This window comes from Chitinilyticum litopenaei DSM 21440 (assembly GCF_000428145.1).
GTDB lineage: Bacteria > Pseudomonadota > Gammaproteobacteria > Burkholderiales > Chitinibacteraceae > Chitinilyticum > Chitinilyticum litopenaei.
Genome location: NZ_KE386631.1, coordinates 39,143 through 52,284, shown reverse-complemented (window position 1 = coordinate 52,284; position 13,142 = coordinate 39,143). Strand labels below are relative to the sequence as shown.

Annotated in this window: 12 protein-coding genes and 1 tRNA gene; 4 read left to right on the top strand and 9 right to left on the bottom strand. The window is 64.5% G+C overall.

Annotation, left to right across the window (positions count from 1 at the left end):
* Position 1 precedes the first annotated feature (1 nt).
* The 5 genes from C515_RS24440 to C515_RS21965 form a co-directional block, all read right to left on the bottom strand.
* Entirely contained in the window at positions 2 to 817 is an 816-nt protein-coding gene (locus C515_RS24440) for a TonB-dependent receptor plug domain-containing protein (protein WP_245575064.1), read from the bottom strand.
* A gap of 239 nt (positions 818 to 1,056) precedes the next feature.
* Positions 1,057 to 1,470 carry an ExbD/TolR family protein gene (locus C515_RS0118315; protein ID WP_028456676.1) on the bottom strand — a complete coding sequence of 138 codons (414 nt, stop codon included), beginning with the start codon at positions 1,468 to 1,470 and terminating at the stop codon, positions 1,057 to 1,059.
* Complete coding sequence (locus tag C515_RS0118310) at positions 1,457 to 2,128, bottom strand: MotA/TolQ/ExbB proton channel family protein (RefSeq protein WP_028456675.1); 672 nt, start codon at positions 2,126 to 2,128, stop codon at positions 1,457 to 1,459. The genes C515_RS0118315 and C515_RS0118310 overlap by 14 nt, the downstream gene beginning before the upstream one ends.
* A gap of 4 nt (positions 2,129 to 2,132) precedes the next feature.
* Positions 2,133 to 2,846: an energy transducer TonB gene (locus tag C515_RS0118305; RefSeq protein WP_081687065.1), complete on the bottom strand. Its 714-nt coding sequence runs from the start codon at positions 2,844 to 2,846 to the stop codon at positions 2,133 to 2,135.
* A gap of 68 nt (positions 2,847 to 2,914) precedes the next feature.
* Positions 2,915 to 4,063, bottom strand: a complete 1,149-nt coding sequence (locus C515_RS21965; protein WP_043650447.1) for a DUF1513 domain-containing protein — start codon at positions 4,061 to 4,063, stop codon at positions 2,915 to 2,917.
* A gap of 210 nt (positions 4,064 to 4,273) precedes the next feature.
* On the opposite strand from C515_RS21965, the gene purB reads away from it, so the two are divergent.
* The 3 genes from purB (at position 4,274) to C515_RS21960 (ending at position 7,630) form a co-directional block, all read left to right on the top strand.
* On the top strand, positions 4,274 to 5,644 hold the full coding sequence (purB, locus tag C515_RS0118295; RefSeq protein WP_028456673.1) for an adenylosuccinate lyase: 1,371 nt from the start codon (positions 4,274 to 4,276) through the stop codon (positions 5,642 to 5,644).
* Between the two features lie 135 nt (positions 5,645 to 5,779).
* Positions 5,780 to 7,243, top strand: a complete 1,464-nt coding sequence (locus tag C515_RS0118290) for a YdgA family protein (RefSeq protein ID WP_028456672.1) — start codon at positions 5,780 to 5,782, stop codon at positions 7,241 to 7,243.
* A 66-nt stretch (positions 7,244 to 7,309) separates the two neighbouring features.
* Positions 7,310 to 7,630 carry a hypothetical protein gene (locus C515_RS21960; RefSeq protein ID WP_043650431.1) on the top strand — a complete coding sequence of 107 codons (321 nt, stop codon included), beginning with the start codon at positions 7,310 to 7,312 and terminating at the stop codon, positions 7,628 to 7,630.
* A gap of 722 nt (positions 7,631 to 8,352) precedes the next feature.
* Here C515_RS21960 and C515_RS21955 read toward each other — a convergent pair.
* From C515_RS21955 to C515_RS0118265, 4 genes are all read right to left on the bottom strand, one after another.
* On the bottom strand, positions 8,353 to 9,723 hold the full coding sequence (locus C515_RS21955; protein ID WP_043650427.1) for a peptide MFS transporter: 1,371 nt from the start codon (positions 9,721 to 9,723) through the stop codon (positions 8,353 to 8,355).
* A 69-nt stretch (positions 9,724 to 9,792) separates the two neighbouring features.
* Positions 9,793 to 10,536 (bottom strand): 5-oxoprolinase subunit PxpA, encoded by a 744-nt coding sequence (gene pxpA, locus C515_RS0118275; protein WP_028456671.1) that lies wholly within the window; start codon positions 10,534 to 10,536, stop codon positions 9,793 to 9,795.
* 54 nt (positions 10,537 to 10,590) lie between these two features.
* Positions 10,591 to 10,664, bottom strand: a tRNA-Gly gene (locus tag C515_RS0118270).
* A gap of 166 nt (positions 10,665 to 10,830) precedes the next feature.
* Positions 10,831 to 11,991, bottom strand: coding sequence for an iron-containing alcohol dehydrogenase (locus C515_RS0118265; RefSeq protein WP_028456670.1), 1,161 nt, complete (start codon positions 11,989 to 11,991; stop codon positions 10,831 to 10,833).
* Positions 11,992 to 12,171: 180 nt separating this feature from the next.
* On the opposite strand from C515_RS0118265, the gene C515_RS21950 reads away from it, so the two are divergent.
* On the top strand, positions 12,172 to 13,131 hold the full coding sequence (locus C515_RS21950) for a substrate-binding domain-containing protein (protein WP_043650424.1): 960 nt from the start codon (positions 12,172 to 12,174) through the stop codon (positions 13,129 to 13,131).
* Positions 13,132 to 13,142 lie beyond the last annotated feature (11 nt).

The window sequence follows — 13,142 nt, the reverse complement described above, 5'->3', positions numbered from 1 at the left end:
TTCAACATGCGGGATTTTTGGGCCACCGAAGCTGCGCTGGGCTTTGCCATGCTGGCCTACAACCTGATGAGCCTGTTTCGGCAGGCCGTGCTGCGCTCCCGGGTTCAGCACACGCTGTCGACGCTGCATGGGCTGGTGCTGGCGATTGGCGGCGCGTGGGGTCAGGGCAGCAAGCAGAACCACCTGATGCTATCGATTCCCCGCCGCAAACGCGCCTGGTTCTCCGGACTTTGGGCCAATGCTTCGGCTCCGCCGGTTGTCCAAGGACTGCGAAGTGGCTAATGGACAATCTGGGTTCATGCCAGTTGCTCTTGAACGGCGTCTTGCTGGCCTGGTTGATCACGCCGCCGGTCGAACCGCGGCCATAGAGCATCGAGGCCGAGCCGCGCAGTACTTCCACACGGTCGAGGTTGAAGGTGTCGCGGTTGTATTGGGCGGAATCGCGGAAACCGTCCAGATACAGGTCGTTCGAGGTATTGAAGCCACGCAGGCGCACGCCGTCACCGCTGGCACCGCCCTCGGCGGCGTTGAAGGTCACGCCAACCGCATTGCGCAGGGCTTCCTTGAGCGTGTTGGCATCCTGATCCTGCATCAATTCCTGGGTAATGCTGGTCACCGATTGCGGCACATCACGCGGTGCCTGCTTGGTGCGACCCACGGTCACCGTCGGTGCGGCATAGGTGCCGACCGTGCTGTTCGGATCACGGGTTTCAGCCGTCACCTGTACCGGCGCCAGCACGGTGTCGGCCGCCTGGACCAGGCCGGCGGTCAGGCCGAACAGCGCTGCGGCCGCCGGCAGTTTTGCCAGATGACGCACATGCTTTTTGCTCGTGTTTCTCATTCTCATTTTCTCTTTGGGACAAAAATAGTGGCGGGTCGCCCCGCCATTGCTTGGGTAAATCAAGGCTGCCGGGTAGCACCAGCGCCAATAGATCGCAGGGTATACAGCCACAACCTTTTCAAATGAAAGGCCATGGCAACATACCCACGCTTAAAACCATCCAATCCAGCCAGACAGGGCGCCGCACCGCCACGCGGCAGTACGGCCAGCCAGGCTTATTCGCTGCCGTCGGTCATCAGCCCGATGCGGCTCAGACCGGCGCGCTGAGCGGCCGCCATGGTTTGCGCGATGTGCTCGTAACGCGCTTCCTTGTCGGCGTAGACATGCACCTCGGTCAGCGGATCCTTGGCAAACGCGGCGGCAAACCGGTCTGGCAGGTCGGCGCGGGCCACATCCTCCTCGCCCCACTTCAACGTGCCATCGGCGGTGACGCCCAGACGGATGACATCCTGCTTGTCCTCCAGCTTGGCGGCTTCGGCCTTGGGCAACTCGACGCGCACCGCATGCTTCATGACCGGCGCGGTAACGATGAAGACCACCAGCAGCACCAGCATCACGTCGACCAGGGGCGTGGTGTTGATTTCCGCCATCGGCGCCTGTTCCTGCCCGCTGAAACTACCGAACGCCATGGTGCACCTCGGTCAGCAGCTGGGCATGCAGATCGTGGGTAAAGCCGTCGAGCTCCTGGCTGAAGCGGCGGTTGATGCGCACAAAGGCGTTGTAGGCAACCACGGCCGGAATCGCGACGGCCAGGCCGGCAGCAGTGGCGACCAGTGCTTCGCCGATCGGGCCGGCCACGGTGGCCAGCGAGGCATTGCCGGCCGCAGCGATGCCGAGCAGCGCGTTGTAGATACCCCAGACCGTGCCAAACAGGCCGACAAAGGGCGCGATCGAGCCGACGGTGGCCAGCCAGGTCAGGCCGCGCTCGAGACTGGCGGTTTCCTGTTGCAGGTGATTGCGCAGCTTGCGCACCAGATAGTCATCCAGCGATACCGATTTGCCCAGTGCGGCGCTTTCGTGATTGCGGTAATGCAGCAGGCCCTCGCCACCGGCGCGCGCCAGGCGGGCAGCCGGGGAATCGTGGGCGACCGCCAGCTCGCTGGCTTGCGCCCAGTTGCTGGCATCCCAGAACGCGCGGGTGAATTCGCGCTGGCGGCGGCCGGTCAGCCAGGAATGACGCACGCGGATCACGATCACGCACCAGCTGGCAATGGACATGAGCATCAGCAGTGCAAAGGTCGACACCAGCACCGGATCACCCGAGTGCAGAACCAGATACAGATTCATTGCATTAAGCCTTCTTGATGGAGAAATTGAGGGGAACGATTACCGTGCCGGACACGGCCGTGTCGCCCTGGCGGGCAGGCACGAAGCGCCAGCGCTTGACGGTGGACAGCGCGGCCGCGTCCAGCCGCGGGAAACCGCTGGAGCGGTGCAGATCAACCTGGTCTGCCTCGCCGCGCGCGCTGACCTGCACCTTGAGCATCACCGTGCCCTCCTCGCCCAGCGCCAGCGAAGCCGGCGGATAGGGCGGTTTCGGATTGTTCAGGTAATTCGCATGAAAACTGGGTGCGACGGTTTCCGCCGGTGCCTTGCTGGGCTGGGCACTGCCTGCCGCCGGCGCGGCGGGCTCAACCGGCTGACTGCGGGTGTCGCTGGCTGGCGCCACCGGCGTTTCGGCCGCCGCCACCGCCATCGTGGCCGCGCTCTGCACCGGCTGAGCCGGCTGGCGAACCGGCGCCCTGGGCGCGGTCTTCACGACTTTTGGCTTGGGCTGGACCACTTTTTTCGGCTGTGGCTCCGGCTTGGGCGGCTCGGGGGCCACCTTGGGCTGCGGGCTGCCCATGGCCACCATCAGCGGCTGCACCATCAGCGGCTCCGGCCTGGAGGCCGGCGGCCCCAGCCGCAGCATGCCGAAGACGGCCGCGGCATGCAGGCCCAGCACCAGGGCAAAAACCGGACCATGCTGACGGAATGAGAAATCGTTATTGATAATCATACTCATATGGTATCGTAATTCATTCTCACTTACAAGCCGGCTGACAGGTGACCAGAAGGCCATCCGCCCCCGCTTCAGGCCAGGCTGATCCAGTGATTGTCGAGCGCCATGGGCTCTGGCCAGGCCAGAAATGCCGGCTGCGCCTGCGGATGCCAGCGCACCAGGCCAAAGGCGGTAGCCACCATCACGCCGCCGCTGGCCTGCGGCCCCGGCCAGTGCGCCAGCGCGTAGCTTTCCTTGAAGTCCACAATCTGTTCGAGCTTGTCCGGCAATCCCGGACGCCACAGCAGCACCTTGCCGGCCTGATTGCTCGACAGCGCAAAACCGCCGTCGCAAGCCGTCACAATGTCGCCGCTGTAACCCACTCCGTCATTGCCGCCAGCAGGCGTCCACAGGCGTTCACCGTCGAATACGGCCAGCACCGGCGCGCGGGCGCGCTCGGCGCGGCTGTCGTGTTCCGCCTGGATGGCGATGCCCAGATAGCGCAGCCCCGCCGCATCGGGCAGCCCCCAGGCCAGATGCCGCAGGCTCAGGCGCGGGTCGGGCAAGGTCCACTGCCCCAAGCGCCGGCCGGCGCCGGTTTCGAGGCGCACCAGCGAAGGCGCCATGCGCTGCAGATCATGCTTGGCATCGCTGGCCGTGCGCGGCGCGCCACCATTGGCCACCAGCAGGTTCCCCGCCGCATCCGGCAACAGTTGGTGCGGGTCGATCCCGCCCGTATCCCAGGTGGTGAGCATGGCCAGACTGCGCGCATCGCGCACCCCGATGCGCCCCTTGCCGTCACGGCTGTCGGTTTCGGTACAGAAGAGCCGCCGGCCATCTTCTGAGTACACGGCATGGCCATTCAGGCGATGCGCCGATTCGGCCGCCACATCGAAGTGCTGGACGATCTCGCCACGATCATTGCAACGCAAGAGCCACTTGCCGGGGCGCGCCGCCAGCACCAGCAGCCCCAGCTCCGGCTCCGGCTCGGCCAGCAGCGCATGCGCGCGACCGGGCAGCGGCACGGCATAGCGGATGCGCAGCGTGCGGGCGCGCCAGTCAGCCTCCAGCACGCCGGCATAATAGGCGTCACCGGCATTGGGGCCGCGCCAGCTGGCGCCGATCAGCGCAACACCCGCCTCCGGCACCGGCGCAGCCCGCCCGATGCCGGTCAGCGGCAGCGCGCCCAGCACCAGCAAACCCTGCAAGAGCCGCCGGCGCGTGAGTTGCCCGCCTGTCATTTGTCCCGCCACCGCCGCCATCCGCCCCGCCATTGTCCGCCTCCGCGCAAAAGCACAAACGATAACGATTCCGTTTTTCTTTATCATTGATGCCGATCAAGGGCCTGCTGCGGCACCGCCCCCCCCCGCCTGGCGTGGCTTGCGGACCAGCCCGCCGGTTTTCAGGTAGAATTTCGCTTTTGTTTTGCCTTGTTCTGGACTTGAGTCGCCATGGATCTTTCCGCACTGACCGCGCTGTCCCCGCTGGATGGCCGTTACGAGAAGCAGCTTGCCGAGCTGCGCCCGCACTTCAGCGAATTCGCGCTGATCAAGAACCGCGTAGCCGTTGAAGTGGCGTGGCTGAAGGCGCTGGCCGCCGAGCCGGCCATTGCCGAGGTGAAGCCCTTCTGTGCCGCCACCATCGCCGAACTGGATGCCGTCGTAGCCCAGTTCAGCCCGGAACACGCGGTTGAGGTGAAGACCATCGAGCGCACCACCAACCACGACGTGAAAGCCGTCGAGTACTGGCTGAAGGAACGCCTGTCGGGCAACCAGGAAGTCTCGGCCGCCAGCGAGTTCATCCACTTTGCCTGCACCAGCGAAGACATCAACAACCTCAGCCATGCGCTGATGCTGAAAGGCGCGCGCGAGCAGGCGCTGCTGCCGCAACTGACCGCCATCATCGCCAAGGTGAAGGAGCTGGCCCACGAGCTGGCCGACGCCCCGATGATGAGCCGCACGCACGGCCAGCCGGCCACGCCGACGACCATGGGCAAGGAACTGGCCAATGTCGCCTACCGCCTGGAACGCCAGTTGAAGCGCATTGAGCAGGTCGAGCTGCTGGGCAAGATCAATGGCGCCGTGGGCAACTACAACGCCCACCTGTCGGCCTACCCGGGCTTTGACTGGGAGGGTTTCGCCCGCCGCTTCGTCGAAAGCCTGGGCATCACCTTCAACCCCTACACCATCCAGATCGAGCCGCACGATTACATGAGCGAGCTCTATGACAACTTCGCACGCGTGAACACCATCCTGGTCGACTTCAACCGCGACGTGTGGGGTTACATCTCGCTGGGCTTCTTCAAGCAGAAGGTCAAGGAAGGCGAAGTCGGCTCGTCCACCATGCCGCACAAGGTCAACCCGATCGACTTCGAGAATTCCGAAGGCAATCTGGGCATCGCCAACGCCATCCTGACCCACCTGTCGCAAAAGCTGCCGATCTCGCGCTGGCAGCGTGACCTGACCGATTCGACCGTGCTGCGCAATATGGGTGTCGGCCTCGGTTACTCGCTGCTGGGTTACGTGTCCTGCCTGAAGGGCCTGAACAAGCTGCTGGCCGACCGCAACGCGATGCTGAAAGACCTGGACGCCAACTGGGAAGTGCTGGCCGAGCCGATCCAGACCGTGATGCGCCGCTACGCCGTGGCCAACCCCTACGAACAGCTGAAGGCGCTGACCCGCGGCAAGAGCGGCATCACCCGCGAAACGCTGGCCGTGTTCATCGACGGTCTGGACATCCCGGCCGACGAGAAGCTGCGCCTGAAGGAACTGACACCGGCCTCGTATCTTGGCATTGCCGAGGAACTGGCGCGCCGCATCTGAGTCTTGATGGGCTGAAGATTTGCCACGAGGCACTGCAGGAAACCGACAGTCGCACCCGCTGTGCACGACTGCAGTTTCGCGCAGTGCCTCGATTCTTATATGCTGAGCAAAATACCGAGCAGGAGTGCAGCAAGCGTGAAACGTAAACTGATCATCGCCGGCAGCGCCGCCATCGCCGTGCTGGTGGCGGGCCATGTGGGCGGCAGCTGGTACGCCGGCCGCGCCGTGGCCGAGACCATGAAGAAACAGCATGACTGGATCGCCAGCCTGCCCTACTTCATCGTCAAGCACCACGACTACCAGCCGGGCTGGTTCAGCTCGACCGAGACCACCACGCTGCAGCTCGACCCTGGCATGTACCGCTTCCTGATCGAGCGCGAAGGCGAAACGCTGCCCAAGATCGAACTGACCTTCGTCAATCACGTCCAGCACGGCCCGCTGCCGCTGCTCGGCCGCTTCAATCCGACGCCGTACAAGGCCGTGGTCACGACCGAATTCAAGTACACCCCGGAAACCGAAAAGCTGCTCAAGCAGTTCTTTGGCGACCAGCCGCCGATCGAAATCGAAAACCGCATCGCCTTCAATGACGATGGCGTGATGCAGATCCGCGTGCCCGCCTTTGACTACTCGGAAGCCGTCTCCGGCTTCAAGGCCAAGTGGGGCGGGCTGGATGCCACGCTGGATTACGGCGGCGACTTCAATCGCGTCAAGTTCAGCGCCACCGCGCCGCTGCTGGAAAGCAGCGCCAAGGGCCATTTCAATGCCGCGCTGAAAAACCTGCAGCTCAATTTCGACAACACCCGCGGCAAGACCGGCGTGATGCTGGGCAGCACGGCGCTGTCTGTCGAGAGCTTTGCCCTGCAGCTGGAAAAGGACACCCCCTTCAAGCTGCAGCTCAACAAGATCGCCTACGCCGGCAAGATTGTCGAAGAGGGCGAATTCATCAATGCCAATGCCGACATCACGCTGGACAAGCTGGTGCTCGACGACCAGCCCTACGGCCCGGCCGTGCTGCAGGCGGAAGCCACCCACCTGCATGGCCCGACGCTGTCCAAGCTCGCCACCGCGATGACCAGCCTGCAAAAGCAGCAGCTCAGCAGCGAGCAGTTCACCGAGGCACTGATGAAGCTGGCGCAGACCGACGGCATGCCGCTGCTCACGCATGACCCGCGCCTGGCCATCACCAAGCTGGACATCAAGGTGCCCGATGGCGCCGTGCAGTTCACCGGCGCTGTCGGACTGAAGGGCTTCAAACCGGAAGACCTGAACAACGGCGTACAGTTCTTCAAGCGCCTGGACGCCAAGGCCGACTTCAAGGTGCCGCGCAAGGTCGCGGAAACGCTGGCCATCTGGCAGTTCCGCACGCTGCTGACCGGCATCAACGCGCAGGCCAACCAGGAAGACATCGACTTCTTGGCCACCCAGTTCGTCGAGGGCCAGATCGCGAAGCTGACCGAGCAGAAGCTGCTGATCGAGGAAAACGGCATGCTGTCGGCCAAGGCCAGCCTGAACGGCGGTACCTTCGTGCTCAACGGCATCACCGTACCCATGCCCTGGGAAGAAGGCGGCCAGCCGGCCGACGAGGGCGAAGCGCAGTAAGGCGCATCACCAAAAAAACAGCCGCATGGATCATGCGGCTGTTTTTCCATCAGCGAGTCGGACAATATGAAACCCGCATCAACTGGCAAAGCACTCCTGGCAGGCCTTATTGCTGGCTTGCTTCTTGCCGTTTTACTGCCTTATGCGTTGGGTGAAGGCGATTTCTGGCTAGCCAAACAGGGGAAAAAACCAGTGTTCTCCGTTTTGCGTGCAGCCGCGACGGACGGCGGCTCCGGCTTTTACAAGGGATTAGGCTACACACTGACCCTGTACCATGCCTTCACCGATAGCGACGTCAGGCAATGCACCGTTGGCCCCGAGATCAGCTACGCAATGCCGTTCCAGCTGATCGACGATCACAGCAGCCTCAGCACCGCTCCCTGTTAAACAACTGGCTCAACCATGCCATAGGGGAGTTCTGCGCTTCTCGGCGACTTCAGGGCATTGGGTGCTGCAAGGTGGTAATTCGTAGGGCGGAAAAACGAAGCGCCTTCCAGCAGGTTTATTCCTTGGGTATGAAGCTACAACCCTTTTTCTTATTGGGCTCTAGGCTTATCACCAAATGGGTATACCACCATGCTGTTTAGCACGCCCCGCCCTGGAGCCGCCGAGAAGCACAGCAGGCCACAGGGTTTCGCGGGTGAGATGTTTGAGCCCGAAGGGCGAGTTTCGAACCCGCGCTGTGGCCTGCGAGCATCGCAGGGCAGCCCGAAGGGCCGGCGGTCACCGCAGAGCTTGGCGGCTTTGCCGCCTAGCGTCGCGCGATGCCGGCTTGCTGGCACCGGGCTCGGCTTTGGGGTGAAGGGGGATTTGCCGAGACAAATCCCCCTTCCCGTTCGCCGGGCGGAACCGGCATGCAAATACCGCGCCGCAGGCGCTAAACAACAATCACCCCGAATACCCTACCTGATTATGTCTCTGCTTCAGAATTGTCATTCCCGCGTACGCGGGAATCCAGATGACGGTGTGAAATCAAGCTTTGCTCTGGATGCCCGCCTTCGCGGGCATGACGAAAAAAGGGTTCCTGAAAGAGAGACATAATCGGGATACCCTGAACCCCATGCACCCAAGCGCTATTTCATAAAAAAGGCTGTAGGCACATACCCATATCACCTCACCCCATGCATCCGCTTTTGCAGCGCGCCGGTCAACAGCAGCAGCAACGCCCCGGCGACGAGTGCCATCACCACGAAGAGCATGAAGAAGTCCGCCAGATTGCCGATCTGCCAGCCCAGAAACACTGGCGCGGGCTTGCCGGCCTCCGGGTAAAAGCCCGCCAGCACGCCGGCGAACCAGTTGGCGGCCGCATTGGCCAGGAACCACACCGCCATCAAGAGCGAGGCGAATTTCGCCGGCGCCAGCTTGTTGACCAGCGACAGGCCGATCGGCGACAGGCACAGCTCGCCCAGCGTGTGCAGCCAGTACATCGCCACCAGCCACAGCATCGACATCTTCACGCCCGGCGCAATCTGCTGCACGCCCACGGCGATCACCAGGAAACCGGCGGAGAGCAGCAAGAGGCCGATGGCCATCTTGGTCGGCGACGCCGGCTCGCGGTTTTTGCGCGCCAGCACGCTCCACAGCTGCGCCAGCAAGGGCGCGAACAGCAGGACAAAAACGGGATTGAGCGACTGGAACCACGCCGTCGGCATGGTCCAGCCAAAGAGCGTGCGGTCGGTCGATTCGCTGGCGAGAAAGGTCAGCGACACGCCGGCCTGCTCGAAGGCCGACCAGAAGAAGATCACGAAGAAACACACGACGCCGATCACCAGCATGCGGTCGAGGTCCACCGTCGTCAGCGAGGTATCGACGCGCTGTTTCTCCTCGGCGCTCAGCCGGCGCGGCGGCAGGCCGATGGGCGCACCGTCCGGCGCATGCAGATAGCGATGCTGCAGCGTCCTGAACACCAGCAGCGACAGCAGCATGCCCACGCCGGCGGCAAGAAAACCCCAGCGGAAATCGGCCGGATTGCCGGTGTCGCCCAGCGTGCCGCACACCAGCGGCGCCATGAAGGAGCCCAGGTTGATGCCCATGTAGAAGATCGTGTACGCGGCATCCTTGCGACTGTCGTGCGCGCTGTAGAGCTGGCCGACCATGGACGAGATGTTCGGCTTGAAAAAGCCGTTGCCGGCGATGATCAGCCCCAGCCCGCAATAGAAGAGCGGAATCGCCAGCTCGAGCCGGGTATAGAAGCTGCCGGCCAGAAACAGCGTGAACTGCCCCGCCGCCATCAGCGCGCCGCCGACCAGGATCGAGCGGCGGTTGCCCCAGAAACGGTCGGCGACATAGCCGCCGATCAGCGGCGAGAGGTAAACCAGGCCGGTGTACTGCCCGTACAGCGCGGCGGTGAACTGCTTGTCAAACGACAGCGCCGAGATCATGAACAGCGCCAGCAGTGCCCGGTTGCCGTAGTAGGAAAAGCGCTCCCACATCTCGGTGGCGAAGAGCAGGTACAAACCGCGCGGATGGCTGGTCGACATGGCGAGACTCCCGGTGCTATGGCTTTGTCATAGTCTGCCCGCCGGGTGGGCCGCATGGCGCGGCAGCATTTACATCTGTGCGGATGTCACAGTGACGGACAGCGTGTCGAGCAGGCCGCGGATCTGTCGCGCCTGCCTGATTGCAGCTGGATTGTCACCGTGCAGGCACAGCGTATCGATTCGGCATTTCACCGATTCGCCGGCCTTTGTGCGCACTTGTTGATGCAGGACAAGCTCGCGCACCTGCGCCAGCGCCGCCGCGTCGTCGAGCAGCGCGCCCGGCTCGCTGCGCGGCAGCAGCGCGCCGTCGGCCCGGTAGGCGCGATCCGCGAACCCCTCGGCCTGATAGCGCAGGCCGGCGTCCTGCGCGGCCATGGCAAGGCGGCTGCCCGGCAAGCCCATCAGTGCCGGAGCACCCGGCAGCGTCGCGACCCAGCCGGCAAGCCGTGCGGCCAGCGCCGCATCGCGGCAGGCGTCGTTGTAGAGTGCGCCGTGCGGCTTCACGTAGGCGATGCTCGCGCCCTCTTCCCGGCAGATGGCCGCCAGCGCCTGGTACTGCGCACTCAGGCTGGCGAGCAGGGTTTCGGGCGGCAGGACGAGGCTCCGCCTGCCAAAATGCTCGCGGTCGGGGTAGGACGGGTGCGCGCCGATGCGCACAGCGTGGCGCAGCGCCAGCCGCACGCACTCGCGCATCGACGCCGCGTCGCCGGCATGCCCGCCGCAGGCGATGCTGGCCGACGACAGCAGCGGCATCAGCTCGGCATCGCTGCCGCAGCCCTCGCCCAGGTCGGCGTTCAGATCGATACTCGGCATGGCATTCTCCGGCAAGAAAAAAACCCCTGAAGCAGGCTTCAGGGGTTTTGCATCTGGAGCGGGCGATGGGAATCGAACCCACGGCATCAGCTTGGGAAGCTGAGGTATTACCATTATACGACGCCCGCAGAGGCCGCGATTGTAGCACGATGCCGCGCGAATGGAACAGGCGATGCGGGCCGGCCCGCAAACATCGCCGGCATACCCATCCGTGCATCGCCACCAGACCAATGCATATGAATGGCTCCAGCCTCATACCTGGTGGCAAACCATGGCCCTGCCCCGGCTGCGACGCTAGACCGACATGCGCACGATGGCGGCACAATCGGCGGCGGTGAGCTTGCCGTGCTCGCCCACCGGCTGCGGCTTGTGGCGCGGCAGGTTGGCTTCGAGGCGCACGGCGGCCTCTGCGGCGTCGATGCCGGCCTCGGCCAGCGTTACCGGCAGGCCCATGCGCGCGAAGAAATCGCGTGTCGCGGCAATCGCGCCATCGATGATGGCGTCGTCGCTGCCGGCCAGTCCCCATACGCGCTCGCCGTACTGCCTGAGCTTGGCGGCCTTGTCGCTCCGGCAGTAGCGCAAGAGATGCGGCACGGTCACCGACAGCGAGCGCGCGTGATCCAGGCCGTACAGCGCGGTGAGCTCGTGGCCGATGGCGTGGCTGGCCCAGTCCTGCGGCTGGCCCGCGCCGACAAGGCCGAACAGCGCCTGGTTCGCCGCCCACATGTAGTTGGCGCGCGCGGCGTAGTCGTGCGGCTGCGCCAGCGTTTGCGGGCCGACCTCGATCAGCGTCTGCAGAATGCCTTCGGCCATGCGATCCTGCACGCGCGCGTCCACCGGATAGGTCAGGTATTGCTCGAGCGTGTGGACAAAGGCATCGACCACGCCGTTGCCGACCTGGCGCGGCGGCAGGCTGAAGGTGAATTCGGGGTCGAGCACGGCAAAGCGCGGGAAAACGTGCGGGCTGCGGAACGATTGCTTGTCCAGCGTTTCGCGGCGCGAAATCACGCCGACGTTGTTGGCCTCCGCGCCGGTCGCCGGCAGCGTCAGCACCACGCCCAGCGGGCGGGCGCTGTTGACCCGGGTCTTGTTGCCGACCAGCAGCCAGGGGTCGATGTCCGCATCCAGATCGATGGCGGCGGCAATGAACTTGCTGCCGTCGGCGACCGATCCGCCCCCCACCGCCAGCACCCAGTCCACCTTCTCCTGCCTGCCAAGTTCTGCGGCGCGCTTCAGCGTTTCGAACTCCGGATTGGGCTCGATGCCGTTGAACTCGATCACGGTGCAGGCGGCCAGCTGCGCCAGCACGGCGTCGAGCACGCCGTTGTTGCGGATGCTGCCGCCGCCCGAGGTCAGCAGCACACGGCTGCCGGGGGGGATTTCCTGCGCCAGTTGCGCGGCCTGGCCACGGCCGAAATGGATGCGGGTCGGGGCATGGAAGGAAAAATTCAGCATGGCGGACTCCTGGACGGCAAGAACAAAGCCAGACTTTAGGCGCTGTTGCGGCTCGGCATCAACAGCAGCTCGCAAATCCGCCGGATTTGCGGCCCATTTCCCGACCGCCCGTCAGCAAGCCGCGCAGCACCGCGCTGGCATGCAAATACTTACGGCAACACGCTTACAGGAGGTGCGGCCATGACGATGCTTCACTGGCTGCGTCCATTGCTGGCCAGCCTGCTGGTGCTGGCCGGCGGCGGCAGCACCCTGGCCGCAGACCCGCCGCCGGCACGCCGCATCGGCATCAGCATCGCCACGCTGGGCAACCCCTTCTTTGTCGCTTTGCTGCACGGCATGCAGGAAGGCATTCGCCAGCACAGCCCCGGCGCGCAGATGCTGGTCCGCTCGGCCGATTACGATGCGCCCAAACAGATCGCGCAAATCGAAGAGCTGCTGGCCCAGAATGTCGAACTGCTGCTCGTCAGCGCCGCCGCCGAAGGCGCGCTCACCGAGGTCCTGCGCAAGGCCCGCACCCAGGGTGTGGTGGTGATTGCCGTGGATGTGCGCGCCCAGGGCGCCAACCAGACGGTGATGACCGACAATGTGCTGGCCGGACGCATGGTGTGCGAGCACCTGGCCAAAACGCTCAAGGGCCAGGGCCGTGTCGTGATCCAGAACGGCCCGAATGTGTCTTCGGTGATTGATCGCGTCGCCGGCTGCAAGAGCGCGCTGGCCCAGTTCCCCGGCATCAAGCTGCTCAGCGACCGGGAAAACGGCCTGGGCTCGGTTTGGGGCGGCCATCAGGCCATGCAGCAGGCCCAGAAAAAGCACGCCCCCATTGATGCCGTCTTCGCCATCAACGACCGGCAGGCGCTGGGCAGCCTGCAATACCTGCGGGAAAGGAAACTGGAACGCGTGCTGATCGGCTCGGTCGATGGCTCGGATGCGGTGGTGAAACAGATCGCCGCCGGCAGCCAGATCGTCGCCAGCGCCAGCCAGTCCCCCGCCACCATGGGCCGGCGCGCCGCCGAACAGGGGCTGGGCTGGCTGGGCAGCAGCAGCATCGACCGCGATACCGAACTGCTGCCGCCAACGCTCGTGCACCGGGACAACGCCGCGACTTTCGCCGCCTGGGACGCCGCCCCCGCCAGAAAATAAGCCGTCCGCCA

Coding starts and splice junctions, on each gene's coding strand:
- C515_RS0118315 (WP_028456676.1), bottom strand. CDS start 1,470: ATGGCGTTCGGTAGTTTCAGCGGGCAGGAACAGGCGCCGATGGCGGAA.
- C515_RS0118310 (WP_028456675.1), bottom strand. CDS start 2,128: ATGAATCTGTATCTGGTTCTGCACTCGGGTGATCCGGTGCTGGTGTCG.
- C515_RS0118305 (WP_081687065.1), bottom strand. CDS start 2,846: ATGAGTATGATTATCAATAACGATTTCTCATTCCGTCAGCATGGTCCG.
- C515_RS21965 (WP_043650447.1), bottom strand. CDS start 4,063: ATGACAGGCGGGCAACTCACGCGCCGGCGGCTCTTGCAGGGTTTGCTG.
- purB (WP_028456673.1), top strand. CDS start 4,274: ATGGATCTTTCCGCACTGACCGCGCTGTCCCCGCTGGATGGCCGTTAC.
- C515_RS21960 (WP_043650431.1), top strand. CDS start 7,310: ATGAAACCCGCATCAACTGGCAAAGCACTCCTGGCAGGCCTTATTGCT.
- C515_RS21955 (WP_043650427.1), bottom strand. CDS start 9,723: ATGTCGACCAGCCATCCGCGCGGTTTGTACCTGCTCTTCGCCACCGAG.
- pxpA (WP_028456671.1), bottom strand. CDS start 10,536: ATGCCGAGTATCGATCTGAACGCCGACCTGGGCGAGGGCTGCGGCAGC.
- C515_RS0118265 (WP_028456670.1), bottom strand. CDS start 11,991: ATGCTGAATTTTTCCTTCCATGCCCCGACCCGCATCCATTTCGGCCGT.
- C515_RS21950 (WP_043650424.1), top strand. CDS start 12,172: ATGACGATGCTTCACTGGCTGCGTCCATTGCTGGCCAGCCTGCTGGTG.